This is a genomic window from Bradyrhizobium sp. LB13.1 (genome assembly GCF_054056815.1).
On the sequence record NZ_JBSRYQ010000001.1, the window covers coordinates 2580617 to 2605281 of the forward strand.

20 protein-coding genes and 3 pseudogenes are annotated in these 24665 nt (G+C 62.3%); 14 read left to right on the forward strand and 9 right to left on the reverse strand.

Annotation, left to right across the window (positions count from 1 at the left end; all coding sequences use genetic code 11):
* The 5 genes and pseudogenes from ACVWYI_RS12215 (at position 1) to ACVWYI_RS12235 (ending at position 9060) form a co-directional block, all read left to right on the forward strand.
* Positions 1-4125 carry a hypothetical protein gene (locus tag ACVWYI_RS12215; RefSeq protein ID WP_456662129.1) on the forward strand — a complete coding sequence of 1375 codons (4125 nt, stop codon included), beginning with the start codon at positions 1-3 and terminating at the stop codon, positions 4123-4125.
* Between the two features lie 55 nt (positions 4126-4180).
* Positions 4181-4963 (forward strand): hypothetical protein, encoded by a 783-nt coding sequence (locus tag ACVWYI_RS12220; RefSeq protein ID WP_456662130.1) that lies wholly within the window; start codon positions 4181-4183, stop codon positions 4961-4963.
* Positions 4890-6002 carry a type I secretion system permease/ATPase gene (locus ACVWYI_RS12225; protein ID WP_456662131.1) on the forward strand — a complete coding sequence of 371 codons (1113 nt, stop codon included), beginning with the start codon at positions 4890-4892 and terminating at the stop codon, positions 6000-6002. Before ACVWYI_RS12220 ends, ACVWYI_RS12225 begins: the two co-directional genes overlap by 74 nt.
* 18 nt (positions 6003-6020) lie before the next feature.
* Positions 6021-7385, forward strand: a complete 1365-nt coding sequence (locus tag ACVWYI_RS12230) for an HlyD family type I secretion periplasmic adaptor subunit (protein WP_247447005.1) — start codon at positions 6021-6023, stop codon at positions 7383-7385.
* Positions 7386-7712: 327 nt separating this feature from the next.
* A pseudogene (locus tag ACVWYI_RS12235) lies at positions 7713-9060 on the forward strand (IS5 family transposase).
* A 439-nt stretch (positions 9061-9499) separates the two neighbouring features.
* On the opposite strand, the gene ACVWYI_RS12240 reads toward ACVWYI_RS12235, so the two are convergent.
* Complete coding sequence (locus ACVWYI_RS12240) at positions 9500-9814, reverse strand: ANTAR domain-containing response regulator (RefSeq protein WP_456662132.1); 315 nt, start codon at positions 9812-9814, stop codon at positions 9500-9502.
* A 25-nt stretch (positions 9815-9839) separates the two neighbouring features.
* Here ACVWYI_RS12240 and ACVWYI_RS12245 point away from each other — a divergent pair, with 25 nt between their 5' ends.
* Positions 9840-10073: a hypothetical protein gene (locus tag ACVWYI_RS12245; protein ID WP_456662133.1), complete on the forward strand. Its 234-nt coding sequence runs from the start codon at positions 9840-9842 to the stop codon at positions 10071-10073.
* A gap of 11 nt (positions 10074-10084) precedes the next feature.
* On the opposite strand, the gene ACVWYI_RS12250 is transcribed toward ACVWYI_RS12245, so the two are convergent.
* The 3 genes from ACVWYI_RS12250 to ACVWYI_RS12260 form a co-directional block, all read right to left on the reverse strand.
* Positions 10085-10663: a transporter substrate-binding protein gene (locus tag ACVWYI_RS12250; RefSeq protein WP_456662134.1), complete on the reverse strand. Its 579-nt coding sequence runs from the start codon at positions 10661-10663 to the stop codon at positions 10085-10087.
* Between the two features lie 637 nt (positions 10664-11300).
* Positions 11301-11705, reverse strand: coding sequence for a hypothetical protein (locus ACVWYI_RS12255; protein WP_456662135.1), 405 nt, complete (start codon positions 11703-11705; stop codon positions 11301-11303).
* Between the two features lie 70 nt (positions 11706-11775).
* Positions 11776-12798, reverse strand: coding sequence for an aldo/keto reductase (locus ACVWYI_RS12260; protein WP_456662136.1), 1023 nt, complete (start codon positions 12796-12798; stop codon positions 11776-11778).
* Between the two features lie 245 nt (positions 12799-13043).
* On the opposite strand from ACVWYI_RS12260, the gene ACVWYI_RS12265 reads away from it, so the two are divergent.
* Positions 13044-13376, forward strand: a complete 333-nt coding sequence (locus ACVWYI_RS12265) for a hypothetical protein (RefSeq protein WP_456662137.1) — start codon at positions 13044-13046, stop codon at positions 13374-13376.
* A gap of 18 nt (positions 13377-13394) precedes the next feature.
* Here the strand turns inward: ACVWYI_RS12265 and ACVWYI_RS12270 are convergent, their stop codons facing one another.
* The 3 genes and pseudogenes from ACVWYI_RS12270 to ligD form a co-directional block, all read right to left on the reverse strand.
* The gene (locus ACVWYI_RS12270; RefSeq protein ID WP_456662138.1) at positions 13395-13847 is read right to left on the reverse strand and encodes a hypothetical protein; all 453 of its coding nucleotides are present in this window, start codon (positions 13845-13847) and stop codon (positions 13395-13397) included.
* Positions 13848-13929: 82 nt separating this feature from the next.
* Positions 13930-14634: pseudogene (locus tag ACVWYI_RS12275) on the reverse strand (hypothetical protein); the annotation flags it as partial.
* Positions 14600-15574 (reverse strand): non-homologous end-joining DNA ligase, encoded by a 975-nt coding sequence (gene ligD / locus ACVWYI_RS12280; protein WP_456662139.1) that lies wholly within the window; start codon positions 15572-15574, stop codon positions 14600-14602. The gene ligD and the pseudogene ACVWYI_RS12275, both read right to left, overlap by 35 nt.
* 472 nt (positions 15575-16046) lie before the next feature.
* Between ligD and ACVWYI_RS12285 the strand changes: the two genes are divergently transcribed.
* From ACVWYI_RS12285 to ACVWYI_RS12305, 5 genes and pseudogenes are all read left to right on the forward strand, one after another.
* Complete coding sequence (locus tag ACVWYI_RS12285) at positions 16047-16241, forward strand: hypothetical protein (protein WP_456662140.1); 195 nt, start codon at positions 16047-16049, stop codon at positions 16239-16241.
* 138 nt (positions 16242-16379) lie between these two features.
* Positions 16380-17414 carry an AI-2E family transporter gene (locus ACVWYI_RS12290; RefSeq protein ID WP_456662141.1) on the forward strand — a complete coding sequence of 345 codons (1035 nt, stop codon included), beginning with the start codon at positions 16380-16382 and terminating at the stop codon, positions 17412-17414.
* Entirely contained in the window at positions 17411-17908 is a 498-nt protein-coding gene (locus ACVWYI_RS12295) for a hypothetical protein (protein ID WP_456662142.1), read from the forward strand. Before ACVWYI_RS12290 ends, ACVWYI_RS12295 begins: the two co-directional genes overlap by 4 nt.
* Positions 17909-18521: 613 nt before the next feature.
* Positions 18522-18752 (forward strand): annotated as a pseudogene (locus tag ACVWYI_RS12300) (ATP-binding protein); the annotation flags it as partial.
* 41 nt (positions 18753-18793) lie between these two features.
* Positions 18794-19759: an ABC transporter substrate-binding protein gene (locus tag ACVWYI_RS12305; RefSeq protein WP_456662143.1), complete on the forward strand. Its 966-nt coding sequence runs from the start codon at positions 18794-18796 to the stop codon at positions 19757-19759.
* A 346-nt stretch (positions 19760-20105) separates the two neighbouring features.
* On the opposite strand, the gene opgC is transcribed toward ACVWYI_RS12305, so the two are convergent.
* Complete coding sequence (gene opgC, locus ACVWYI_RS12310) at positions 20106-20414, reverse strand: OpgC domain-containing protein (protein ID WP_456662144.1); 309 nt, start codon at positions 20412-20414, stop codon at positions 20106-20108.
* Between the two features lie 333 nt (positions 20415-20747).
* On the opposite strand from opgC, the gene ACVWYI_RS12315 reads away from it, so the two are divergent.
* Both ACVWYI_RS12315 and ACVWYI_RS12320 read left to right on the forward strand, forming a co-directional pair.
* Entirely contained in the window at positions 20748-21101 is a 354-nt protein-coding gene (locus ACVWYI_RS12315; protein ID WP_456662145.1) for a transposase, read from the forward strand.
* 257 nt (positions 21102-21358) lie between these two features.
* On the forward strand, positions 21359-22342 hold the full coding sequence (locus tag ACVWYI_RS12320) for an ABC transporter substrate-binding protein (protein ID WP_456662146.1): 984 nt from the start codon (positions 21359-21361) through the stop codon (positions 22340-22342).
* A 1171-nt stretch (positions 22343-23513) separates the two neighbouring features.
* Here ACVWYI_RS12320 and ACVWYI_RS12325 read toward each other — a convergent pair.
* Complete coding sequence (locus ACVWYI_RS12325) at positions 23514-24623, reverse strand: SMP-30/gluconolactonase/LRE family protein (RefSeq protein WP_247445146.1); 1110 nt, start codon at positions 24621-24623, stop codon at positions 23514-23516.
* Positions 24624-24665 lie beyond the last annotated feature (42 nt).

The following is a 24665-nucleotide window of genomic DNA, read 5'->3' on the forward strand; positions in this document are numbered from 1 at the left end:
ATGCACCAGGTAGAAAAGCGCGAACTGTTCGACCAAGGGCGGAAGATTTTCGAAGCCGGAGTGCAGCGTGCTGACAAGCGATCCGGCTCTTTCAGTTTCTTGACCTGGTCATTCTTCATTGCCCCGCTGATTGCCTGCGAAGAGTTTCTTGCCGCCCCGTTCAAATCCGCACTGGCCGAGCAAGAAGACGCGACAGCCGCTCGGGCAGGTGCGGGGCCGCAAGCGACGAACGACGAGCTCCCTGCGAGCGATCCCGCGAAACCGGGCGCGGAGAATGAAAGGCCCGAAGGGCGGGCCACCTCGTTGGAGACGCATGCGGCTCAGCTCGATCCGACCGGGCTCCTGGCGGAGCCGCATGAAGACGCGCCCAGACCGAGCACAGCTCGTGGCGAAGCAGTCGCCGCTGCGAGCTGGGGGGATGGGGGCGGAGGTGGCGAAGATGCCGATTTTTGCAAGTTCCATGCTCACACCTCGGCCCACGTTAGTAGCGTCAATTGCGTCAACTCGCTGACAGCGGATTCCGACCTCGGAAGCACTCAATTGCCCGGTGGGTCAACGCTCGAATCCATTTGGTCTAATGTACCTTGCGACTCGTTTACCCCGTCGATCGTCACCTCCCTTCCCCTGCTTGGAATGGTCGGCGATCTGAGCAATGACGTGGTGGTAGTGATTGCGCCGGTCGAGGCGGCGGTGCCGCCGGCGTTCGCGACGGCGACCGACACCGTCAGCACCCTGCCCAACGACGCGGCCGGCACCATTGCGCCGGTCGAGGCCGCGGTGCCGCCGGCGCTCGCGACGGCGACCGACACCGTCAGCACCCTGCCCAGCGACGCGGCTGAAACGATTGCGCCGGTCGAGGCGGCGGTGCCGCCGGTGCTCGCGACGGCGACCGACACCGTCAGCACGCTGCCCAACGACGCGGCCGGCACCATTGCGCCGGTCGAGGCCGCGGTGGCGACGGCGACCGACAACGTCAGCACCCTGCCCAACGACGTGGCTGAAACGATTGCGCCGGTCGAGGCCGCGGTGCCGCTGGTGCTCGCGTCGGCGACCGACACCGTCAGCACGCTGCCCAGCGACGCGGCCGGCACCATTGCGCCGGTCGAGGCCGCGGTGCCGCCGGTGCTCGTCGCGTCGGCGACCGACACCGTCAGCACCCTGCCCAGCGACGCGGCTGAAACGATTGCTCCGGTCGAGGCGGCGGTGCCGCCGGTGCTCGCGTCGGCGACCGACACCGTCAGCACCCTGCCCAACGACGTGGCTGAAACGATTGCGCCGGTCGAGGCGGCACAGCCGACGCTCACGACATTGGCCGACACCGTCAGCACGCTGCCCAGCGACGCGGCTGAAACGATTGCGCCGGTCGAGGCCGCGGTGCCACCGGTGCTCGCGTCGGCGACCGACACCGTCAGCACGCTGCCCAACGACGCGGCCGGCACCATTGCGCCGGTCGAGGCCGCGGTGGCGACGGCGACCGACACCGTCAGCACCCTGCCCAGCGACGCGGCTGAAACGATTGCGCCGGTCGAGGCGGCGGTGCCGCCGGTGCTCGCGACGGCGACCGACACCGTCAGCACGCTGCCCAACGACGCGGCTGAAACGATTGCGCCGGTCGAGGCGGCACAGCCGACGCTCACGACATTGGCCGACACCGTCAGCACGCTGCCCAGCGACGCGGCTGAAACGATTGCGCCGGTCGAGGCCGCGGTGCCGCCGGTGCTCGCGTCGGCGACCGACACCGTCAGCACGCTGCCCAGCGACGCGGCCGGCACCATTGCGCCGGTCGAGGCCGCGGTGCCGCCGGTGCTCGTCGCGTCGGCGACCGACACCGTCAGCACCCTGCCCAGCGACGCGGCTGAAACGATTGCTGCGGTCGAGGCGGCGGTGCCGCCGGTGCTCGCGACGGCGACCGACACCGTCAGCACGCTGCCCAACGACGCGGCTGAAACGATTGCGCCGGTCGAGGCGGCACAGCCGACGCTCACGACATTGGCCGACACCGTCAGCACGCTGCCCAGCGACGCGGCTGAAACGATTGCGCCGGTCGAGGCCGCGGTGCCGCCGGTGCTCGCGTCGGCGACCGACACCGTCAGCACGCTGCCCAGCGACGCGGCCGGCACCATTGCGCCGGTCGAGGCCGCGGTGCCGCCGGCGCTCGCGTCGGCGACCGACACCGTCAGCACCCTGCCCAGCGACGCGGCTGAAACGATTGCTCCGGTCGAGGCGGCGGTGCCGCCGGTGCTCGCGTCGGCGACCGACACCGTCAGCACGCTGCCCAGCGACGCGGCCGGCACCATTGCGCCGGTCGAGGCCGCGGTGCCGCCGGTGCTCGCGTCGGCGACCGACACCGTCAGCACCCTGCCCAACGACGTGGCTGAAACGATTGCGCCGGTCGAGGCGGCACAGCCGACGCTCACGACATTGGCCGACACCGTCAGCACGCTGCCCAGCGACGCGGCTGAAACGATTGCGCCGGTCGAGGCGGCACAGCCGACGTTCACGACATTGGCCGACAACGTGGGCACGCTGAGCAACGACGCGGCCGGCACCATTGCGCCGGTCGAGGCCGCGGTGCCGCCGGCGCTCGCGACGGCGACCGACACCGTCAGCACCCTGCCCAGCGACGTGGCTGAAACGATTGCGCCTGTCGAGGCGGCACAGCCGACGCTCACGACATTGGCCGACAACATGGGCACGCTGAGCAACGAGGTGGTTGGCCCGACGACGGGTTCAGAGAGTCAGTCGACCGCGTTGTCGCAAACAGCTGCATCGGACAGCACCGGTGTTCACACCCTTAATAGTTCGGCGCCTGCTCTTGAGATCGCGGAGTCGGCACTGGTTACGGAGAACGGTGCGCCTGGTGATGTACCACAGCCCCCGGATGTGGCTGGCGATGCTTTGGTCAGTGCGGCGCCGGTCGCGGACACGGGCGAGCCGGTGCTCATTACAACAGCTGCGGCTCCGACCGATGCGCCGAGCGATCTGTCGCATCCGGCCGACACGGGCAGTGTGGCTGGCGATGCTTCGGCGAGTGCGGCGCCGGTCGCGGACACGGGCGAGCCGGTGCTCGCCACAACGGCTGCCGCTCCGACCGATGCGCCGAGCGATCTGTCGCATCCGGCCGACACGGGCAGTGTGGCTGGCGATGCTTCGGCGAGTGCGGCGCCGGTCGCGGACACGAGCGAGCCGGTGCTCGCCACAACGGCTGCCGCTCCGACCGATGCGCCGAGCGATCTGTTGCATCCGGCCGACACGGGCAGTGTGGCTGGCGATGCTTCGGCGAGTGCGGCGCCGGTCGCGGACACGGGCGAGCCGGTGCTCGCCACAACGGCTGCCGCTCCGACCGATGCGCCGAGCGATCTGTCGCAACCGGCCGACACGGGCAGTGTGGCTGGCGATGCTTCGGCGAGTGCGGCGCCGGTCGCGGACACGGGCGAGCCGGTGCTCGCCACAACGGCTGCCGCTCCGACCGATGCGCCGAGCGATCTGTCGCAACCGGCCGACACGGGCAGTGTGGCTGGCGATGCTTCGGCGAGTGCGGCGCCGGTCGCGGACACGGGCGAGCCGGTGCTCGCCACAACAGCTGCGGCGCCGACCGATGCGCCGAGCGATCTGTCGCAACCGGCCGACACGGGGAGTGTGGCTGGCGATGCTTCGGCGAGTGCGGCGCCGGTCGCGGGCACGAGCGAGCCGGTGCTCGCCAGCGCCGGAGATTCGCTCAGCAGCCCCGCGACCGAGCCGGTACAGCCGGCCGCGCCGGACACCAGCAGCGCTCAAACTCCTGGATCGGCCGACTCGACGCTCGCCACCACGACTGACGCATCGATCGAGAGTTCGGGATCCCGTGACCAGTGCCCCGGAGAACGTTGTGACGGACACATCGAATGCTGCGACAACCGCCGTCGCGGGCGATGTGATCGCGTTGAACGATGCGCCACCGCCTCCGGCAGATCCGCTGTTCAACGGAACCCAGTATACAGACTATGGCGTCGCTCTAAGCAGCGACATCGCGCCCCCCCAGACTGCCGTGTCTCAGTCGGACGCCGTATCGGCTCAAGACATTTCGGCGCCGGTGGCCGCCGATGTCCAAAAACCCGCGCCGCCGCCTCCCGACAGCGTGGATAGTACTCCGATCGATCACGTTGGAACTCACGATGCCATCCTCTAGTAGGAGGCAAACATGACAGCTGTCGAGACACTGGACGATACGCCGCGCAACCAGTCCGGAGCTCAATTTCGCGTCGTATCCAACGACCAGGCCCGCGACAATGTCGGACCTGTCAACGCACTGGCCACTTGGCGTTCGGTCGCGCGCACTAGCTTGATAGCGGTCGCGGCATTTTCGGTCGTTGTGAATCTGCTGATGCTCACGTTGCCGATCTACCTTTTTCAAATATCCGATCGTGTGCTGACGAGCCGCAGTCTCGAGACACTGCTGATGCTCTCGGCCCTCGCGCTGACGTTCATCGGTATCCTCTCGATCGTCGACATTCTGCGTCGGCAGGTCCTGGGACGTCTTGCGACCAAGATGGAGGCAGTGCTCGGCGGCGCAGTACTGGCGAGCAGCATCAACAACGCCAGGGCTGGCGAGGGCGGAACCATCCAGGCGATCCGCAGTCTTCACCAGGTGCGGGGCTTCATCTCGAGCCCTATCATGCTTCTACTGATGGACGCGCCACTCTCGCCCCTCTACTTCGGAGTCATATTCCTCGTTCACCGACATCTGGGCTGGATCGCGGTCGTATCGGGCTTGGCGCTCGCACTGATTGCGCTAATCAACCAGAAAGCGACCTCGGAGCGTCTGAGCGAGGCAGGCCTGCATGCCGCCGAGGCCGATGCGGCGGGCCGAGTCCCTGGCGCGAAATTCGCAAGTGATCAATGCGATGGGAATGCTGAGCGAAAGCATTCTCCACTGGGGGCGCCGCCAGGCGCCAGCGCTGACGGTGCAGAGCCAGGCCCTTGATCGGAATTTCTGGATCAGCGGTGCGTCGAAGTTCGTCCGGCTCGTGGCCCAGATCACGATCCTCGGCACCGGCGCCTATCTGGCCCTCCACGCCGAGATCACCGGGGGCATGATGATCGCGGCTTCGATCATCGCCGGCCGCGCTCTGCAGCCGCTCGAGGGTTTGATCGAGGGATGGCGCAGCTGCGTTCAGGCGCGATCGGCCTATGCCCGCGTAAAGCAGGCGGTCGAGTCATTCCAGCGCGAGGCGCCCAAGCTGCGCTTGCCCAGACCGCAAGGGCGCCTGAGCGTTGATCGGGTCTTGTATCTGCCGCCGGCCTCGAAGGAGCCGGTGCTCAATGGTGTGTCGCTTGAGCTCGCGCCCGGAGAATCTTTGGCCATCGTCGGACCGTCCGGATCCGGCAAGTCGACTCTCGCGCGCATTCTGGTGGGTTGTCTGGTGCCGACAGCCGGGAAAGTCAGGCTGGACGGAACAGAGCTGCGCAACTGGGATCGCCGCCAGTTCGGGGAATATAGCGGCTATCTGCCCCAGGAGGTCGAGCTATTTCCCGGGACCATCAAGCAGAATATCTGCCGCATGCGCGACGACTTGCCCGACGAGAGCATCTATGAGGCGGCGATGTTGTCGGGCATTCACGACATGGTCTGCCAGTTGAAGCAAGGATACGAGACCGTGCTCGACCGCGGCGGTGGGCCCCTCTCGGGAGGACAGAAACAGCGCATCGCGCTCGCCCGGGCTTTCTTCGGTAATCCGTCCCTTGTCGTGCTCGACGAGCCCAACTCGAATCTCGACGCGGCGGGCGAGCAGGCTCTGACCGAGACCCTGCAGCGCGCCAAGAGGCGGGGGGTCACCGCGGTGGTCGTAACCCTGCGACCGGCGCTACTGAACAGTGTGGACAAAGTACTCATACTGCGGGCCGGACGCGCGGAAGCATTCGGCTCTCCGAGCGACGTGTTGCATCGCCTGGTTCGGTCGCCCGGCAGGGCCGGCGGAGATGAGCCGGAGCAGCCGCAACGCATCGAATCCTCGGGCGGGTGACCGGCGCGGGAGGACAGCATGAGAGCGGTAAAGGACGACATCGGCGAGTGGTACCGCGGTGTTCCTCTGAGCGCCAAATGGCCCATCTTCACCGGCCTCGCCATCCTTGTTGTTTGGCTCGGGTGTTTCGGCGTTTGGGCCGCAGTCGCCCCACTCAATAGTGCGGTCGTCGCCTCGGGCACATTCGTGGCTACCGGGCAAAACAAGCTAGTCCAGCACTTCGAGGGCGGCATCATCCGCGAGATTGCAGTCAAGGACGGGGATGTCGTCGAGGCCAACCAGATCCTCGTTCGCATGGACGATACCGCTGCCAACGCCAAGCTGAAACGGCTGGTTTTGAAGAAGCATCGACTGCTCGCCATGAAGGCGCGTCTAGAAGCCGAAATGAGCTCTTCGGACGCAATCGAAACTCCGGCTGCATTCAGCGAGAGCGCGCGTGATCCGGAAATCAAAGCGATTCTTGATCGGCAACGTGCCGAACTTTGGGCACGCCGGGCCAGTCGGGTGGCCGAGGAAAGCGTACTCTTAAAGCAAATCGCTGGGCTGGAGGAAAGCATCCGCGGATATGAGGCGCAAGTGCAGTCCACCAAAGACCGTATTGCCTTGTTCGCCGAAGAGCTGAAGGACAAGAATTCGCTTCTTGGTCAGCAGTTGGTCCGCAAGTCGGATGTGCTAGCGTTGCGACGCTCAGAGGCGAGTCTCGGGGGCGACCTCGGCGAGTATCTCGGCCGCATCGCCGATTCGAAGGAGCGGATCGCTCAGGCGAACGAAAGAATAGCGCAGCTCCACGCGGCGGTGCTTCGGGACGCGATCAAGGAGCTGCGCGAGACCGAGGCGGAGCTGGACGATGCGGAGGAGCAGATTCGCGCCGCTCAGGATGTGGTCGATCGGGTCGATGTCCGTTCGCCGGTCCGAGGTATTGTGGTGAAGAACAACTTCCATACACCGGGCGGCGTCGTCTCTCCTGGTGCCGTGATCCTTGAGCTCCTGCCGATCGGGGACGAGCGCCTCATCGAGGCACATGTGAATCCTAAGGACATTTCGCATGTGAGCGTAGGTCAGGAGGCGCTGGTACGACTGTCGGCGCTCAACCAGCGCGTCACACCCATGGTGGGGGCGAGCGTCATCTACGTGTCAGCGGACGCCTTGTCGGAGCAAATGCAGGGGAAGACCGAAACCCGTCCCGACGGTGACACCCGTCGGGAATTCTATGTGGTTCGGGTGCGCCTGGACCAGGACGATATTCTCAGGCGAATGCCTGAATTCATCCCGACGCCCGGAATGCCCGCAGACGTTTACATTAAGACCGGAGAGCGCACGTTTTTCGAGTACATCATGAAGCCTTTCCTCGACAGCTTCTCGCGCGCGTTCCGCGAAACCTGAAGAGAGCGAGCATTTTGGACGTCAATGCTGAGCACTCGCGAGTACGGTGCCCTCAAGCCTTTCGGATCAGGGCACTGACATTCAGCAACCCGGTTGCCTGGCGTATAAACCCGCGAAGCGCAAGAATGACGGCCGGTCCTTCCCGGGACGCCTTACCTAGTCGTCCGTGAAGAGCGGCTAAGCGATTGAGCTAGAATCGCATTTGTCGTTGTGGACTGTTTTGCGATTGCAGGGTTTTGATGCTTGGGGCATCGGAACCTTGCAATTTGATTTTCAGGATTCCGTCGAATCGCCAGTCATGATTCCCTCGTCGCATCGGAGGTGGCGATGCGACCGAAGAAGCACAGGACGACGGGATCGGGCGATCTGTTCCGGGCCAAGCTGGACCAGATCATCAATATGAAGCACGAGCTGGTTCAGCTTGCCGGCAAGGTCGATTGGGACTGGATCGACGGCGAGATCGCGCCGCTCTATAGCGAGAACGGTCGGCCGGGCATCGCAACCCGCTTCGTGATCGGGCTACTCCTGCTCAAGCACATTTACGGCCTGTCCGATGAGGGGGTGTGCGAGCGTTGGGTCCACGACCCCGTATTTCCAGTACTTCACCGGCGAAGTGTTCTTTCAGCACGCGTTCCCGCACGAGCGCTCGGACCTGAGCCATTGGCGCAAGCGGCTCGGCGACAAGCTTGAGCTGTTGCTGGCCGAGAGCTTGCGGGTGGCGCACGAGGCCGGTGCGTTACGCGGCCAGGACCTCAAGCGGGTCACGGTCGATACCACCGTGCAGCCGAAGGCCATCACCTTCCCGACCGATGCCAAGCTGCTGCACGCGGCGATCAAGGGGCTCAATCGACTGGCGAGGAAGCACGGGGTCAGGCTGCGGCAGTCCTATCTTCGCATTGCCAAGACCGCGGCAATGATGGCGGGGCGCTACGCCCATGCCAAGCAATTCAAGCGGCATCAGCGGCAGTTGCGCATTCTGCGCAGTCGACTGGGCCGGATCATCCGCGATATCCGCCGCAAGATCGAAGGTCAGACCGTGCTCGAGAACGCGTTCGCCCTCCCGCTTGGCCGGGCCTCGCAGATCCGCTCGCAGCAGCAGCGCCAGCGCGGCTGGAAGCTCTATTCCTTCCACGCCCCGGAGGTGGAGTGCATCGGCAAGGGCAAAGCAGCCGCGCCTTACGAGTTCGGTGTCAAAGCCTCCTTCGTCACCAACAACCGCCGTGCTCCCGGTGGCCTGTTCGTGCTGCACGTCAGGGCGCTGCCCGATAACCCGTACGACGGTCACACCTTGCGGGACGTCATCGACCGCACCGAGACGCTCACCGGCTGTGCGATCGAGCGGGCCTATGTCGACAAGGGATACCGCGGCCACGACACACAAAATCCCCGCCGAATCTTCATCTCTGGCCAGAAGCGCGGCGTCTTCGGTGTCATCAAGCGCGAGCTGCGCCGCCGCTCCGCCATCGAACCCATCATCGGACACCTGAAGACCGATGGCCACCTCGGCCGCTGCTATCTCAAAGGCCGCGCTGGCGATGCGGCCAACGTCATCCTCTCTGCCGTCGGCCACAACTTCCGCCGCATCCTCGCCTGGCTCAGAGAACTCTTGTGCCTGTTCCTGACCCAGCTCTGGCGCACGCGCGCCTGTCCGGCCCCGCTCAATTCCGCTTCTTAACGGACGACTACCTCACAAAATTATTTGGTTTTAACCCCAGTCTGAGATGGGCGTCCTTTGATGGAGCGGAGAAGGTTCGAGGCCAGGTTCTCTCCCTCCATCGAGTTGCTGCTCTAAACTCGGATGACCCGCAATACTCGACCGCGTTTCCGACTGATAAGCTATCATACGAAAGCTTATCAGTTGGGCGCTGGACGGGAGATGGATGCCTGATTTGTCTCAAATAGCAGACCGCAGCTACAGCCGTTGGGATGTCAACTATGCGGCCAGAAGCCGAAACCAGAGTTTGCCCGATGGTGTCAATCAGTTGAGAGCTCATCGATCGCTATGCGATGCGCGTGCTACGGCTCATCTTCTCGATGTGACGATGCAACACCAACGAGTCCAGCGGGGCATAGGAGATTGCGGCCTGTCACGCCCGCCCGCAGCTGGAGGCGATCTAACCCGTTGCGCGCGGTAGCAGGCCCCTTGCCGTAATCTCCGCCGAGAGTTCTTCGATTGTCTTGCGTTGCTCCATAGCGGCTCTGCGGATCAGCGCAAACGCGGCAGGTTCGGCGAGCGAATGCGAATGCATCACCTGGAGAACGGCTGCAAGCACGACGCGACGTAACCGCAGGCGCTGCTCGAGTTTGAGGATCTGCTGCTTCAATTCGGTTGTGCGTTCGTTTCGCTCGAATGCCATGACGAGCGCGGCATAGATGCCGGCCGATCGTAACGGCTTCACTAGGAACGAAGCTGGGTCGAGTTCGAACACCAGCTTCAGGCGGCTTGGGGTCTCGGTGCGCGAGCAGCGCGATGACAGGGGATCGTGCCAGGAACGCGCGTTGCGCCGGCTGCAGCAAGGGCAGGAACTCGTCGTCGATCAGCGACAGATCCGGTGCGAAGTCGACGGGCTCTCCTGGTGTCCATGCAACACACTCGATCCCGAGGCGCTCGAACTGGCGTCGCACGATGGTCGCATCGCGTTCGTCCTTAATGGCGACGAGCGCCTTGCGTCCGCGCAGCGAAAATGAAGACGGTCTGCTCATTTCACAACCCGCAAATGCGGCGCATTCGGCAATGCGCCGCCCGCCGAGGTTTCCCTCGATGGACTGGCGACAACGTCGAGCTGCGTCAGGTAAGGATCAGGCTTAACAGGCGCGTCGGCTTCCCAGAAGATATCAAATTGTCCGTGCGGATTGGATACGGCCAACCGCGGTGTAAGGACGCAATGATTGTTGCCGCCGTCGATCCACACCGGTCCTTGCGGCGAATTGTAGCGATATCCCGCCGCGGCGCGCTGCACCTCGGCAATGTCGGACGTGCCCGCGCGCTGCAGCGCGCGCGCCAGCAGATAGACTGCGACATAGGCAGATTGCCCGTCAACGGAGGGGCTGCTGTCCTCGCCATAGCGCGCCTTCCAGCGCGCTACGAAGGCGCGGTTCTCCGGCAGCCGGATGCTCTCGAAATAGGCCGACGACGTGATACAGCCGGCCGATGCCGCCCCGACGATCGCCAGTTCCGGCTCGCACAGGCTACAGCTCAGCATGGGAATCTCCAGCCCGGCAGCCTTGGTGCCGGCGTAGATCGGAATCCGAAGCCGGGAGTAGATGAGGCGACTCACTGTAGGATTGAAGGGCGCGGATAGGACGGCCAATCGAAACGCATTCAAGCATGGTCGCTACACTGGTGAGTCGATTGGAAACACGCGAAAGTTAGGCTCTCGAGGTCCAGACCGGCCGTCGTGATGTTCTCGCCAAGATCGCCTGAGCCGAGATCGTAGCCGTCTGTTCGAAGCTCGGCGAAGAGTTCACTGGGAAGAAGATGGACCTGGCGAAGATTGGGAGTTCGCGGATTTCGTCGCGCCAGATAGCGATGCTTCACGAAAGTCCCGAAATGAGCGTCGCCTTCGACGCCGAGGCCTGCGATGAGGGTCACCGAAAGGCGGGGCGTCTTGCCGAAGCGATGCTTGTCGTCGATCGAGACGGCAACGACGGTACCTTGAAGCGGAGCCCGTCGTTTGTTCGCTGCTATGCTTTCCTGAGATCCCAAAATCAGTCGTCGCGATTGAGGTCTCGTCCATGCCGAGCGTTCCGCCGTCGCCGTGAACGAGATCGCGATCTTTGCCTTCCGTCTTGTCGGCGTCTTCGACGACGACTTTGCGCAAGTCGCGCTCCTTGTCCTTTCTTGGCGCAGAGGGCGTCATTTTCGGCTTGCCTAGCTTCAGCGACATCTGCCTTTCCTTCCCGATCGCCGGCCCGCTATGCGAACCGCGTCGGCGACGGTGGATGTGCAGTTCTCGGATGCCGGTCGTGCAGGAATTCCGCAAGATCGTTCGCGATCACCCCATCGTCGACCGCGGCCGCGAACAGGCGCTCCTGCGCGTCCCGGGGAAGATCCGCCCAGACCTTGAGGGCCGCGAGTCCGAGCAGAGCGACGAACCTGTTTTCCTCACCAGACGATGCCTCAAAGCGAGCGGTCGGCTGGTCTCGAGGTGCGGCAGTCTCCGTCTGGGGTGCTGCACGACCCGCCTCTTCCGGGGCCGAGGCTGCCCTGGCAGCGGCGGCCTGGCGAGAGCCCTCGGCCGCGAGCTTGCCGTCGCCGACGATCTCGGCGAGGAGTTGCTTGGCCGTGCCGGCCAGGGAATCCTTATCTCGATCTGTCATCCCGTTCTCCTGAGCCACAAGGTGCCCAACGAACCGATGCCGGGAGCGTTCCTCCGCGGCCGACCGGCCGTCATTCCGGGGGAGATGGAACGGTTGCCTCCTTTTCGATCAATCCTTGCGCCTTCAACTCCTGCCAGAACTCCGGCGGCATCTTGGCCTGCAGCGAATTCCAGTCCTCCAGGATCTGCTTGCCGCTGCGCGCGCCGACGACCAACGAGACTGCGACGTCGACCGCCGCGGAGAACTGGAGCGCGGCGGTGCGCAGGTCCACTCCGTGTCGGTCGGCCACGGCCTGGAGCTTGGCGCGTTTTGCGATGACCTCGGCGGGGATCACGTAGTTCTTCTTGCCGTAGTTATAGCGCGGACTGCCCGAGATGAAGCCGGCGTTGAGCGAGGAGCCGATCACGAGCGAGATGCCCTTCTTCCGGACGGCGGGGAAGAGCTCGTTCACCGCGCTGGCATGGTCGATCAGCGAATACTGGCGCGCGCAAAGACAGACGTCCGGATCCGCGTCCTCCATGACCTTCAGTATCGGCAGCGGCGTGTTCACGCCGATGCCCCAGGCCCGGATGATGCCCTCATCGCGCATCTTCGACAGCGCGGGAAAGGCGCCTTTGCGGGAGATCTCGTACTGTTCTTCCCAGCCATTCGGAAAGAACGCGAAGTCCGGTGATATGTCATGCACGAACGCGATGTCGAGGCTGTCGACGCCCAGCCGCTGCAGGCTGTCCTCGATCGAGCGGCGCACGCCGTCGGCCGTGTAGTCGAACACGATGTCGTTGGGAGAGTCCGACAACGGGTAGATCTCGGCGTGCCGGTTGTTCTTCGACGCCTTGAACAGCTTCCCGACCTTGGAGGAAAGCACGTACTCGTCGCGCTTCTTGCCGTGCAGCAGGCGTCCGAAGCGCCGCTCGGCCAGTCCGAAGCCGTACCATGGCGCCACGTCGAAGTAGCGGACGCCGACCTCCCACGCCGCTTCCAGCGTGTCGTCTGCTTCCTTGTCCGTATGCTTGTTAAATTCGTTCCCGAGCGATACCCCGCCGAGCCCGAAGCGGAACTGCGGCTGAAAGATCCCCTGTGCGATATCCAGCATCTGCTTTCCCCGCTGTCTTCGATCCGGGAAAACGGCCGCAGGCCGATGCCGTTCCTTGGCGGACGGCGTTGTGGGCAAAGCTGTACGCCGCGACATAAGGAACGATGCCTGACCGGTTCGGCGGCGGACCGAGGCGAAGGAACGCGAGCGTCGGCGGCCGGTGATCAGCCGCCAAGGCCCCTACCGAGGCACTGCATCGGTGCATTGGCGTAAATGTTCAAAAGGAATACGTCCATCCGAGCGATATGGCCGGCATCAACCATCCCGTGACGCCCGATGGGCGATATTTCGTCGTGAAGGGAAAGCTCTGGCGCTTGAGCGATCCGAATCTGGACCCGCGCCAGAGGGCGCGGCCGGTGAAGGCTCTGATGGATGCGCGCCGCGCGGTGAAGGCCGCAAAGGCAATCCGCGATCGCGTTGCCGAGCTCGAGGCTCATCGCATGGTCGACGAGACGAAGCGCGCCTTGGGCGAGCGCGGGCCGGTCCGGTGGAACGACGGCGCGCCCGACCTCAATCGACACGCCGTGAAGAATACTCCCTATGCCGAGTGGTATGCGAAGGCGAGACGAGGAGGCTGACCGATGCGATGCTTTCTTCTATGCTGCCGGCTTCAGCGCCTTCAGCCTTTTGTGCAGGAAGGCGAGGACCATGATCTCGTCCGAGGTCAGCTCCGCGTATTGTCGCTTGAACTTCTGCGCGATCTTGGCGTCGAGCATCTTGAAGAGATCGCCGGACATGTAGGCGCTCAGGATCTCCGGGTGCACGTAGCTCTTCCGGCAGATTGCCGGAGTGTTGCCCAACTGCTTCGCGACCCGCTCGATGGCGGCGACGACGTTGCGTTTCGCCTCGGTCTGGCTGTCGTACCTCTTGAATTCGGACAGCGCGAGGGCCGCCAGTACCGTGCCCGCCCAGGTCCGGAAGTCCTTGGCCGTGAAGTCCTGCTTGGTGATGTCTTTGATGTATTCGTTCACGTCGCCGGAATCGACCGTGCGCGGTTGATCGTCGTCGTCGAGATATTTGAAGAGCTCGTGCCCAGGTATCTCCCGCACAGCGCTTGGCGATAGCGGCGATCCGCCTGTCGTCGACCTGCAGCTTCCACTGCTTGCCGGACTTGCCGGTGAAGTCGAAGCGAAGCACGCCGCGTCCGATCTCCACGTGCTTGCGCCGCATCGTGGTGAGCCCGTACGATTTATTCTTCTCGGCGTATTCGGCGTTGCCGACACGGATGAGCGTCTTCTCCAAAAGGCTCACGATCGTGGCCAAAACCTTCTCGCGGGGAAGGCCGTCGAGCTCCATGTCGGCGGCCACGCGGGCGCGGAGCTCCGGCAGGGCGGCCGCGAACAGTATGACGTGCTCGTACTTGTTCTGATCGCGCAGCTCGCGCCATTTCGGATGATACCGGTACTGCTTGCGACCGCGCGCGTCGAGACCGGTCGCCTGGATATGACCGTTCGGCGAGGGGCAGATCCAGACGAATTCGTAGGCGGGCGGAATGCCGATCGACTTGATGCGACGGATGACGGCTGCATCGGCGATGCGCTTGCCGTCCTTATCGTAATAGGTGAACGACGTTCCGGTGCGCTTGCGGCGATAGCCGGAAGAGGCGTCGCTCACGTAGCGCAGCCCTTCCTCCGCGATGGCCGAGGCGACCTCCGCGGTGCGGTCCTGGATGTCCTCGTCCCTGCTCTGCCGAAGCATCACGAATCCTTCGCGCCTCTCCAGTCGTTGTGGAGGCAAGGAAATAAGGGGCGGATGCCTGTATTGGTTCCAGCAGCATGGGTCGAGATTAACGGTGAACCCGCTATCGCCGGGAGCGCGGCCTCTCGCGCGCCACATCCTTGGCCTTCTTGTCGGACCGGAGACCGAGATAGACCGGCTGGCGCAGTTCTCCCTTGCTGGTCCATTCGGCGAACTTCACCTCCGCCATCAAGGACGGCCGGACCCAGGTCGTGACGGCTTCGTCCTTTACTTTGGCGTGGAAGGGCGATTTCGCTGTCTTCAGTTTCGTCAGCTTGCCGTGAAGATCCTCAAGGGTCTGATGACTGAATCCGGTCCCGACGTGGCCGATGTACCGCCAAGCGTCGTCTTCGCGCACCCGCCAGCACGAGCGCGCCGAAGAACGGCCGGGTGCGCCTTGGCGCCGTGAACCCGCGATCGCCACTTCCTGCCGCTGTGCGGTCTTCACCTTGAGCCAGTCGGAGGATCTGCCTCCGGACGCGTAGGGGCTGTCGGCCCGTTTGGCCATGATGCCTTCGAGATGCCGCCGCTCCGCCTCGGCAAAGAACTTTCTGCCGGTCGCCTTGCGATGTTTGCTGAAGGCGATCAGCTTGTGGCGAGGCAGGATGGCCTTGAGCCGCTTCTTGCGCTCCAGGAGCGGCAGCGCGCGCAGGTCCTCGCCATCCGCGAACATGAGGTCGAACGCGCAATACAGTAGCTTGGCCTCGTGGCGCAACGCGTTCTGCAGCAACTGGAAGTGCGAGACGCCGTCCTTGCCGATGGCGACGAGCTCGCCGTCGATCACCGCGTCGCACTTCACGCCTTCGAGCGACTGAGCGACCTCGATATAGCTGTGGCTGATGATCTTGCCGTTTCGGCTGTAAAGAGCGACCTTGCCGCCGCGGATCTCGCAGACCATGCGGAATCCGTCGTATTTGTCTTCGAAGACCCAGTCGGGATCGTCGAACGGCGCATCGGTTAGCGTCGCCAGCATGGGCTGCAGACGCTTGGGCAGGGTCGACTTGCGGCTCATTTCGCTGCCGACCGTGGATTCATGCATCTCTCGCCCGTTCCGTCGGGCGACAAGCGAGATGGATAAGAATCCCGATTTTTGGAGTGCTCGATCCAGCCTCCGACGAGCTGCGACGCACGCGTCCGGATCGACCGAAATGCTTCCCAGAGCTTCGCGAACCACGGGATCGTAAGAAGCTTCGGTTGGACGATCACGAAGAGGCGATGGACGACGAGAAGGCTGAAACCGTAGCGGGCTACGATCATGGCCGTTCCGGTGATCCAATGGCCTTTGCCGGCCACGGCTACCGCGGCGTAGCTTCAGCGGCTCGACAGTCGCCGTCCGCACCCCAAGCAGAAGCAGCAATGGGTAGGGTCCGAGTCCTTCGATCGACCGACTCAAGCTCATGCCGATGAGCCTCCTCCGGCGGAGAACGGCGGCGGGCCACAACCGGTTCCTGGCGTCGGAACATCTCGCGCTCGATCCCGTTCTATGCGCGCGGCAATAGAGGATAGCGAAGATGAGTGCGTCCAACGACGTCACGGCCGAAGCCGGAGCTTCGAGCCTGGAAGCCGAGGTGGCGGCCTGGCGGAGCAGACGTGCCCTGCGGCCCGAGGCCTCGACCGGCAAGGTCCGCATCGTTCGCATTCGTAAGCGGGTGATTTTGCCTGCCGGCCCTCCAAAGAGCGGCGCACTCTCGACGGCCGAATCCTAGGCGGCCCGGATGGGAGCCTCACTTCGTATGACCGGTACTTCCAAGTCCGCATCGAGGAAGCTCCATTCGACCGGTTCGCGTGCTGAAGCGTCTAGCCCGGACGAGCAAAAGCCACTCCCCTTAGGCGCGAGAGCGCGCATGAATGCCAGGATCGTTCTGGTGCTTGTGCTGGCCGCGCTTGGACTGTGGACCGCCGCAAGCTTCCTCGCCGCCCTGATCTGGGCGACCATCCTCGCAGTCGCCCTGTGGCCGCTCTATCTGGCGTTCGCCAAGCGCTTCATGGCCGGTCCCTCCCCGGCAGCGGCCTTCGTCTTCACCGCTCTCGTCGCGCTGATCATGGTGACGCCGATTTCGCTTGCGCTGTACGAGGTCGCCCAGCAGAGCGATCTGCTCGCCGACTGGCTCAAGAGGGCTCGCGAGGGAGGAATTCAGGTGCCGGACTGGATCGCGCGTTTGCCGATCGCGGCCGAAAGCATGGAGCAATGGTGGCGCGCCAATTTGTCGGATCCGAAGGCGGCGACGGCGTGGCTGAAGACCGTCAATGCCGACAACGTCTCCGACCTGTTCCGCACGTTCGGCGGTCAGCTTCTTCACCGCTTGTTTCTGCTGTTCTTCTCCTTGCTGACCCTGTTTGCTTTGCTCCGGAGTGGACGCTCGGTCGCGAACCGCTTCCTCGAGACGTGCGACCGGATTTTCGGAGATGCCGGAGAAGGACTAGTTGAGAAGATGATCGACGCAACCCGCGCGACCGTGAACGGCACGGTGCTGGTTGCCTTGGGCGAGGGAGCCGCGATCGGCATCGGCTATTTCATTGCCGGCGTACCGAACGCGCTCATGTTCCTGATCTTTACCACGGCCTTCGCGCTGATCCCGTTCGGCGCCTGGTTGGCCTTCACGGTTGCGGCGATCGTGACGATTTCCGAACACGGCAGCGGTGTCGCGGGGACGTGCGTGTTTCTGTGGGGCTGCATCGTCATGCTCGCCCGCGATCACTTCGTCTGGCCCACATTGGTGAGTGGCTCGGCGCGGCTTCCGTTTCTGCTCGCATTCGTCGGAATCTTCGGTGGGCTCGCGGCTTTCGGCCTGATTGGTCTGTTCGTGGGACCGGTCATCATGGCCGCGCTGCTTGCCGTATGGCGCGAATGGATATTCCGTCCCGCTCCTCAGGCGTGAGGAAGGCGATGGCCAGAAGACTGAATACCTACGTCACTTCGCTCGGGTTCTTCCAGGCTATCGCCGCGCCCTCGATGAAGGCTGCGCTCGAAGCTTGGGGGGCGGACAGCAATCTATTCCACCAGGGTGCTGCTCGCGAAAGCGATGATCCGGATGTGATCGCCGCCACGATGGATAAGCCTGGCGTCGTGCTCAAGCGGCCGGTCGGCTCCGGCGACCCCTTTGAGGAGCACGCCGAGGTACCGAAAAACATAATCGATGACCAAGGGCGCAAGACGGCCGGCCGGAAGTCTGGGCCTCCCAAGGCTGCGAAGAAGCCCAACGCGGCGGCGAGGCGACGGAGCGCAAAGCAGCGCTTGCCTACGAGCGCGAGCGGAAACGGCGCGACCGCGACCGCGCGCGCGAAGAGGCGGCTCAGGAGAAGAAGCGCCGGCGGCGACAGGATGCCATCGAAAGGCGCAGCAGGCGTTGGACGCCGCTCGCGAAAGACATGAGCAGGGCGCGGCGGAAATCCAGGGGCAGATCGAAAAGCTGGAAGCGAAGTCGCGCGACGAGCAAGAGCGTTGGGACAAGGAGAAGTCCCGGCTGCAGGCGGCGTGGAGGCACGGAAGACGGCGCGATTCAGCGATCGACTGTATCATTACCATCGATCATGAGGATCCATTACCGAGTTCAATCCGGGCGATGTGGTGTACCCGGAGGTAATCGGCCCGGAATCTACTCGGCCGTGAGGGGCGCGCGAAACCGCGCGGCGCACGATGCGGGACGGCAACCGCGCATCTGATGTCATCGTTCGGTTGTGTGCGCTCTTTGGCAAGAGGCAAGTTGTATTCGAATCGGTTGACGTGAGTGAGGCCGCGCAGGAGGTGATTGCGCTGTTGTTGGGTGTACTTCAAAAAAGACCGTATCCAGATTCAGGCCGAATTTTCGGATGGGCTTCCACTTGTCATGGGCGATCGAGTTCAGCTGCAGCAGGTTATCTTGAATCTGATGCGAAACGCGTCAGATGCCATGAGGGATATTGAAGATCGTCCGAGGCAGCTAGTTGTCAGAACAGAGCGAGATCCTGATAATCAGGTTCGCATGACTGTTTAAGACGCAGGAGCAGGATTCAATCCTCAGGATACCAACAGGCTGTTCGATGCGTTTTACACGACCAATGCTGGCGGCATGGGGATCGGCTTGTCGGTTAGTCGCTCCATTGTCGAGAACCATCGTGGCCGTCCTTCGGTAACACCGAACGAAACTCATGGCGTTTCATGCGCGTGCCCCGAAGTTGCCTCCTGCGCCGATACCCTGGATCTACCCGCGGTGAGTGCACCAACTATTGAGACGTGATACCCTGTGTCCCGTCGTCCTCAGGCTTCGATGAGGATTGAATGAAGCGGCGGGAGTTCATAGCGGGCACCGCGGTGTTGCTCGTTTCGCCAGGGCGTTTGAGGGCCCAAGGCACGCCTCGCCGAATCGGTCTCTTGGGCGGTTTCCTAGATTCTCAGAGTCGCGACGCGTGGCGCAGTGGCTTGCGCGAGAAGGGCTGGATCGAGGGGAAGAACCTGCTTGTTGAATATCGCTTTGCTGAAACCCCGGATCGCATGGCAACCCTAGCTGCGGAGTTGGTGGCGCTAACTCCCGATCTGGTAATTGCCCTCGGGCCGTCACCAGCCCTCGCCCTTAAATCGGCAACTTCCACCGTTCCGATTGTATTCGTGGTTGTCGCCGATCCCGTGGGGCTCAGCCTCGTCCAAAGCCTCTCGCGTCCAGGCGGTAACATCACCGGTCTTGCGAGCTGGGTGCCGGGAGATTGGACCGCCAAACAAATACAAATTCTGCAGGAACTGGTTCCTGGCGCGCTAAAAATTGCGCTCTTGGTCAATCCAGGCAACCCCATGCACAGGCTGATGGTAGCCGAGGAGGCACCAAGCGCAGCGCGGAAGCTGGGCGTGGCTCTGCCGATAGTTGAGGCGACCACGGACGAGGAACTTGATATCGCCTTTGCGTCGGCCGCCGCCCAGCACGCCGATGCAATGATTGTTTTGGGCGATGTTCTGATCATTCGCCAAGCCCCACGAGTTATCGCGCTCGCGGCCAAACATCATCTGCCCGCGATGCATTTCTTCCGACAATTCGCGGATGGCGGCTTGGCCGTCTACGGCCCCGATATATTCGATCTGTTGCGTCGTGCTGGCAGCTACGTCGATAAAATCCTCAAAGGCATCAAGCCTCCCGAGTTGCCGGTCGAACAGCCGACCAGATTCGAGTTGGTGATCAACATGAAGACGGCCAAGGCGCTCGGCTTAACAGTGCCGCCCTCACTGCTCATTCGCGCCGATCAGGTGATCGAATAGAGCTATCTCGCTGCGATGCAAGAGTCCGTTCATGGCCCATCGCGACCGTTGGGGCGTTGCCGCGACATGTCGGCTCAGAGGGGTAGACCGGAAGTTTGCAGTGGAGTGCTAGAGCGACGCGTCTGACCCACGGCGGACGCATTGATTTAGATCAACAGAGCCCACTTGGCATCTTCTCTCTTGTTGCCTGATGAGAGCGCCAGAGCATATAAGATTCAACGTTACGCCTGCGGCACGTCGCGCGATGATCGCGACCAATGACCAGAAAGTGTTTCGCGTTTTCGGGCCCGACGGTAGCGTCTGGAAGTGCGAGCGCAATGGCGTCTCGCCGCGCATGCTCTGGAAGCTACTCGCGAACGACCTGATAGAGGACGAGCCACAGACAGCCATCTTCACGGGCCCCAGCTAGAAACTGGCCGGCTTTGACCGCGGGTCCGTAGGCAAATCCGATCGAATATCCGGAGATGAACACAAATATTTCGGCTGCGTCACTGAAGCCGTAGTTGCGAAGGGTGAACCAGTTCAGGAAGTTGTACGGAATATGGTCCAGGAAGACCATCCACTGGCCGATGCCTCGCAATAGATCAAGCCGCAGGTCACGTTTACCAGGGCCTACTAGAACAGCGGTGCGGGCCTCGCCAAAGTTCTCGTGCATGCTCTAAACCTTTCGCAAAAGCGCGTAGGCAAAACAAGGTCACGCAAAACCGACACCTAGTTCGTAACTGCGATTGAGCAGATGCTCATGCTTCGATCCTTCCATTGATGCAGATCAAAGATGCCGCCGCGACTAGAAGGACCTCACCGACCTTTCGATCATCCGGTAAGGCTTCTCAGTTGGCGTCCTCTTTCAGTCCGAATGTCGGCTGCTGGCTTTTCGGACCTGACAGAGCGGCTGACGATGTCGATTCTTGCTAAAACGGACTTCTAACTGCGCAAACTCAGACTTCTAGCAGTCTGCTGAAAAACCCCTCGCCAGGAAGGGGACTTGATGATTCACTTTATCATCTCGAATCGGCGGAGACGATCATGCGCGGCAGGTTTACGGATCAGGGCGGCCTGTTTTCGTACATCGCGCCGGATAAACGTGTGCCAGCAGAACCAGGCCATCACCAAAACCGGCAAGAACCGTAACAGCGCGATCGACGAACGAACCACGCGGCATCCGGGATACGGCATGTCGCAATCGCGCCGGGCGATGGTCGAGTGCATTTTCGGATGGGGCAAGCAGCATGGCACCATGCGCAAGACCAAACATCGGGGCATCGCTCGCGTCGCCGCCGACTTCCTGCTTAATCTGATCGCCTATAACCTGATCCGAATTCCCAAACTGCTCGCCGCATAGCCACCCCGCGCCGGGGCACACTCAATAACAAGCTAGAAATTACATCCAACTCTACCGCGCCGCTCCAAAAACGACCGGCGGAAAAATGAAAATTCTCCATTTCAAGGTTTTTCAGCAGACTGCTAGGTTTGATCCACCGCGTCACATTGTGATCCACCTGTCGGCCTATAAGCTGTTAGGAACTCAGCCCTCTCGGGGCCAAGGCCGAAATCGGCCGCACTGCGAAATCCTCCTCGGCGCGCCGACATGGTGATCGAATGAAGCGATTTACCCCTACCATGCCTGTCCTTCTGGTTGTGCTGCTTGTATTCGCGTCAGCAGCCGCAACCCAAGCGGTGCCGAAAGTGGCGCGGATCGGAATGCTCTGTGCCCCCAAGTGCGACACCGTCTACAACACCGCCTTTTTCGACGAGCTTCGAAAGCTCGGCTGGATCGAGGGGGCTAACCTAGTCGTCGAGCGCAAGGACCCGGATAATCGCCTCGACCAGCTTCCGGCGTTCGCTGCCGACCTCGTGCAATCGAAACCCGATCTCATCGTTGTCGTCGCTGCTCAGGCTGCGCTGGCAGCAAAGAACGCCACTTCAGACGTACCGGTCGTCATGCTGTTCGTCGGCGATCCCGTCGGTTTGGGTTTTGCCGCCAGCCTCGCCAAGCCTGGCGGAAACATGACGGGTGTCACCGCACTGGTTCCCGGCGATTTCGCTGGAAAGCAGCTTGAAATTCTTCGAGGGGCTTTGCCACAGGTGAGGCGCGTCGCCATTATCATCAATCCTGCAAACCCAAACCATCGGCGGCTATACCCGGAGACGGTAGCTCCTGCCGCCAAGCTCGGCTTTGAGATAGACCTTTTCGAAGTGCGCGAAGCCGATGGAGTTGCCGCAGCGGTTGCCGCCGCCAAAGCTCGGGGTGCCGAGGCTTTGTACCTATTCGCTGACACGATCTTTTCCTTCCCGCCGAACCGGGTACCCGATCTCGCGGCGCGAGCGGGCTTGGCGTCGATGAGCCTGGAGATCAGCTTTGCTAAGGCGGGCGGATTGTTGGCTTACGGGCCGGACTTTTTCCACATGGCTCGACGTGGGGCGCACTATGTCGATCAAATTCTGAAAGGCGCTAAAGCGGGCGAGCTTCCTGTCGAGCAACCCACCAAATTCCTGACCGTGATTAATCTCAAGACCGCAAAATCGCTTGGTCTCGAAATCCCGGCCTCGCTTGTTGCCACCGCGGACGAAGTGATCGAATAGAGTGGGCCACTTCCGCCTTTGGCCCTTCTCGGACCTGATCTGATGCCTGCATAGCATCCGCAGCGTAACCATAAGCGGGCTTCCGCCCGCGTATTCGCTGCGCCGAATGTTTGAGGTCGCGCTCATTACTGAACTCAACCGGGTCGGCATTGGCTTTGCCTGCTGCGTTCCCTGTCTGGTCTTGAACGAGCTCTCGATAGGGGCCGCCGCAAGAATCGCGTGGGTAGGGGCCCAAAAAGTGTGGCCATGACTACCCTTTGGACCGGATGGTCCAACCGTACGCATTCCCGCAATTCAGAAGTCATTTTAGAAAACGAATTTTAGGAAGGTTCGGTTAGGATATCCCAAATTTCCGCCATCAAGTACGTCAGGTTCACCAGTTTGAACCGACATCCGCAGACATTCTCCGAAGGTACAAGGAGGAGCCCATAGGCTCTTTTTACCGGAGAGATCCGTTTGAAGAACAGGAGATAGATACGCACGGTCGGCGTGCCACATCGGCGACGCCGCAAGTTTCTAAGACACAAAAAAGCCGTCCTAACCAGGCGGCTTTTTCGATACATCGGCACGATCCGTCCGAACCGGTGGCACTTCCCCGTCCAGCCATTTCTGCTCTTCGGCCAAAGACCGCCACGCCTGTTCCATGCGCCGGTACCGCTTACAGGCCGGGCTATTCCTGGAGGGCTCTCCTGCGTTCTCCTTGTAAATCTCTGATGGCTTCATGACAGGCTCCTTCGCCACGAAAGTAGTCCTGGGCCGTAAATTTCGATAACCGGAAAGTTCTGGAAGGTTCCCGAAGTGGTAATAACTCAGAAACCAGAGTAACGCAGTCCACCCCGGCGAATTGGCGCTCAAAGAAGATAAAATACCGGTACAGCGTACGCCCTGTTGCGTTTAATCAACTTGGTCGTTGAGCGCCGTATCCTCAAAAGAAGATTGAGGAAATATTTGAGAATCTCCCGCCTGGAGCGCTGGATCAAATTCAAAGGCGAGACGAACCGAAGGGCAACTAGCGCTTCGGTTTCTTACCCTTCTTCGCAAGCTGTTCCGAGTGAACAGTGGAGTTGGCGTGGCCGCAGCGTCGGTCGCTTCCGGCATGTAGACTTGGTCGTGGACGTGGTACGGCGGTGCGCGCCAACGCGGTGCGCGCCACCGCAGCCTCACGGCGAACTCAGGGTTGCGCCGCCAACCGCACGCCATCTGGCCCAATCAGTCCGGGGTAGGGCGCCTTGAACTTGTAGACGGTTCCGCTGACGGCACCTTCCATGTAGATGTATTGGTTATTCTCGCCGCCAAAGGCAAAGTTCGTGGCCGAGGAATCACCATTTGGCAACGGTACGTAACCGATGATGAAGCCACGCGGATCGTACTCGATGACTCCGCCGATGCCGCACGCCGCCCAGAGATTCCCATGCACGTCATAGTGGATGCCGTCAGGCCCACCGTTGCCGGGATTGTAGCTTCCGGCCGTGGCGAAGAAGAATGTCGTGTGCGAGGGATCGTTGGCGCAGTCGGCGCAGGCGGGATTCGGCCCTCGCAGGAACGAATAATACAGCATCCGGTTGCTCGCATAATCCGCAACAGCCAGCGTGCCGTCATCCGGCGAAACCGCTATGCCGTTAGGAAAACTGCCCGTAGTGATGATGCGCCGGAGAATCCCGTCCTTGGAATATTGATAGACCGCGCCGGTCCGATCAGCCGCATCGGGTCCTGGTCCTGTTCCCCATGGGTCGGTGAAATATAGGTTGCCCTCGGCGTCGAAGTCGAGATCATTTGGACCCTTGAAGAGTTCGTTATGGAACGTGGAAACGAGCGAGCTTAGTTTCTTCGTCTCCGGATCATAGACCAGGACGCCGAGGTGGCGGGTCGTGACGTAAAGCTTGCCGTCATGCCAGCGCGTCCCCTGCGGTTCGCAAGCGGGACCGAGGTCTCCTTTCGGGTTGCAGTTGAACCCGGGGACCAGCTTGGCGTCTGGAGTGAGATAGGACACCCAGCCGCTGCCAATCGCGACAAACCAGAAGTTGCCTGCCTTGTCGAAGGCCCCGCCCTCGAGAAACTTCCCCTGGGGTTGATCATGGATATCCGCAAACAAAGTAACCGGTCCGATGCCGGGCGGCGGTGGTGGCAGACCCCACGGCTGCACTTGCTCCGGCGACGGCGGACCGGCGAGCGGGGGCGCGGGGATGGACTGCGCTTGCGCCGATGCAATATGAACGGTTGCGGCCGAGCCCCAGAGTACGAGCGAGAGAATACAGACGGCACTTGCCAACTTCGTTGTCATGACGGCTTCCTCCGACGCTTTTGTCAATTGGTTTGCTTTCTG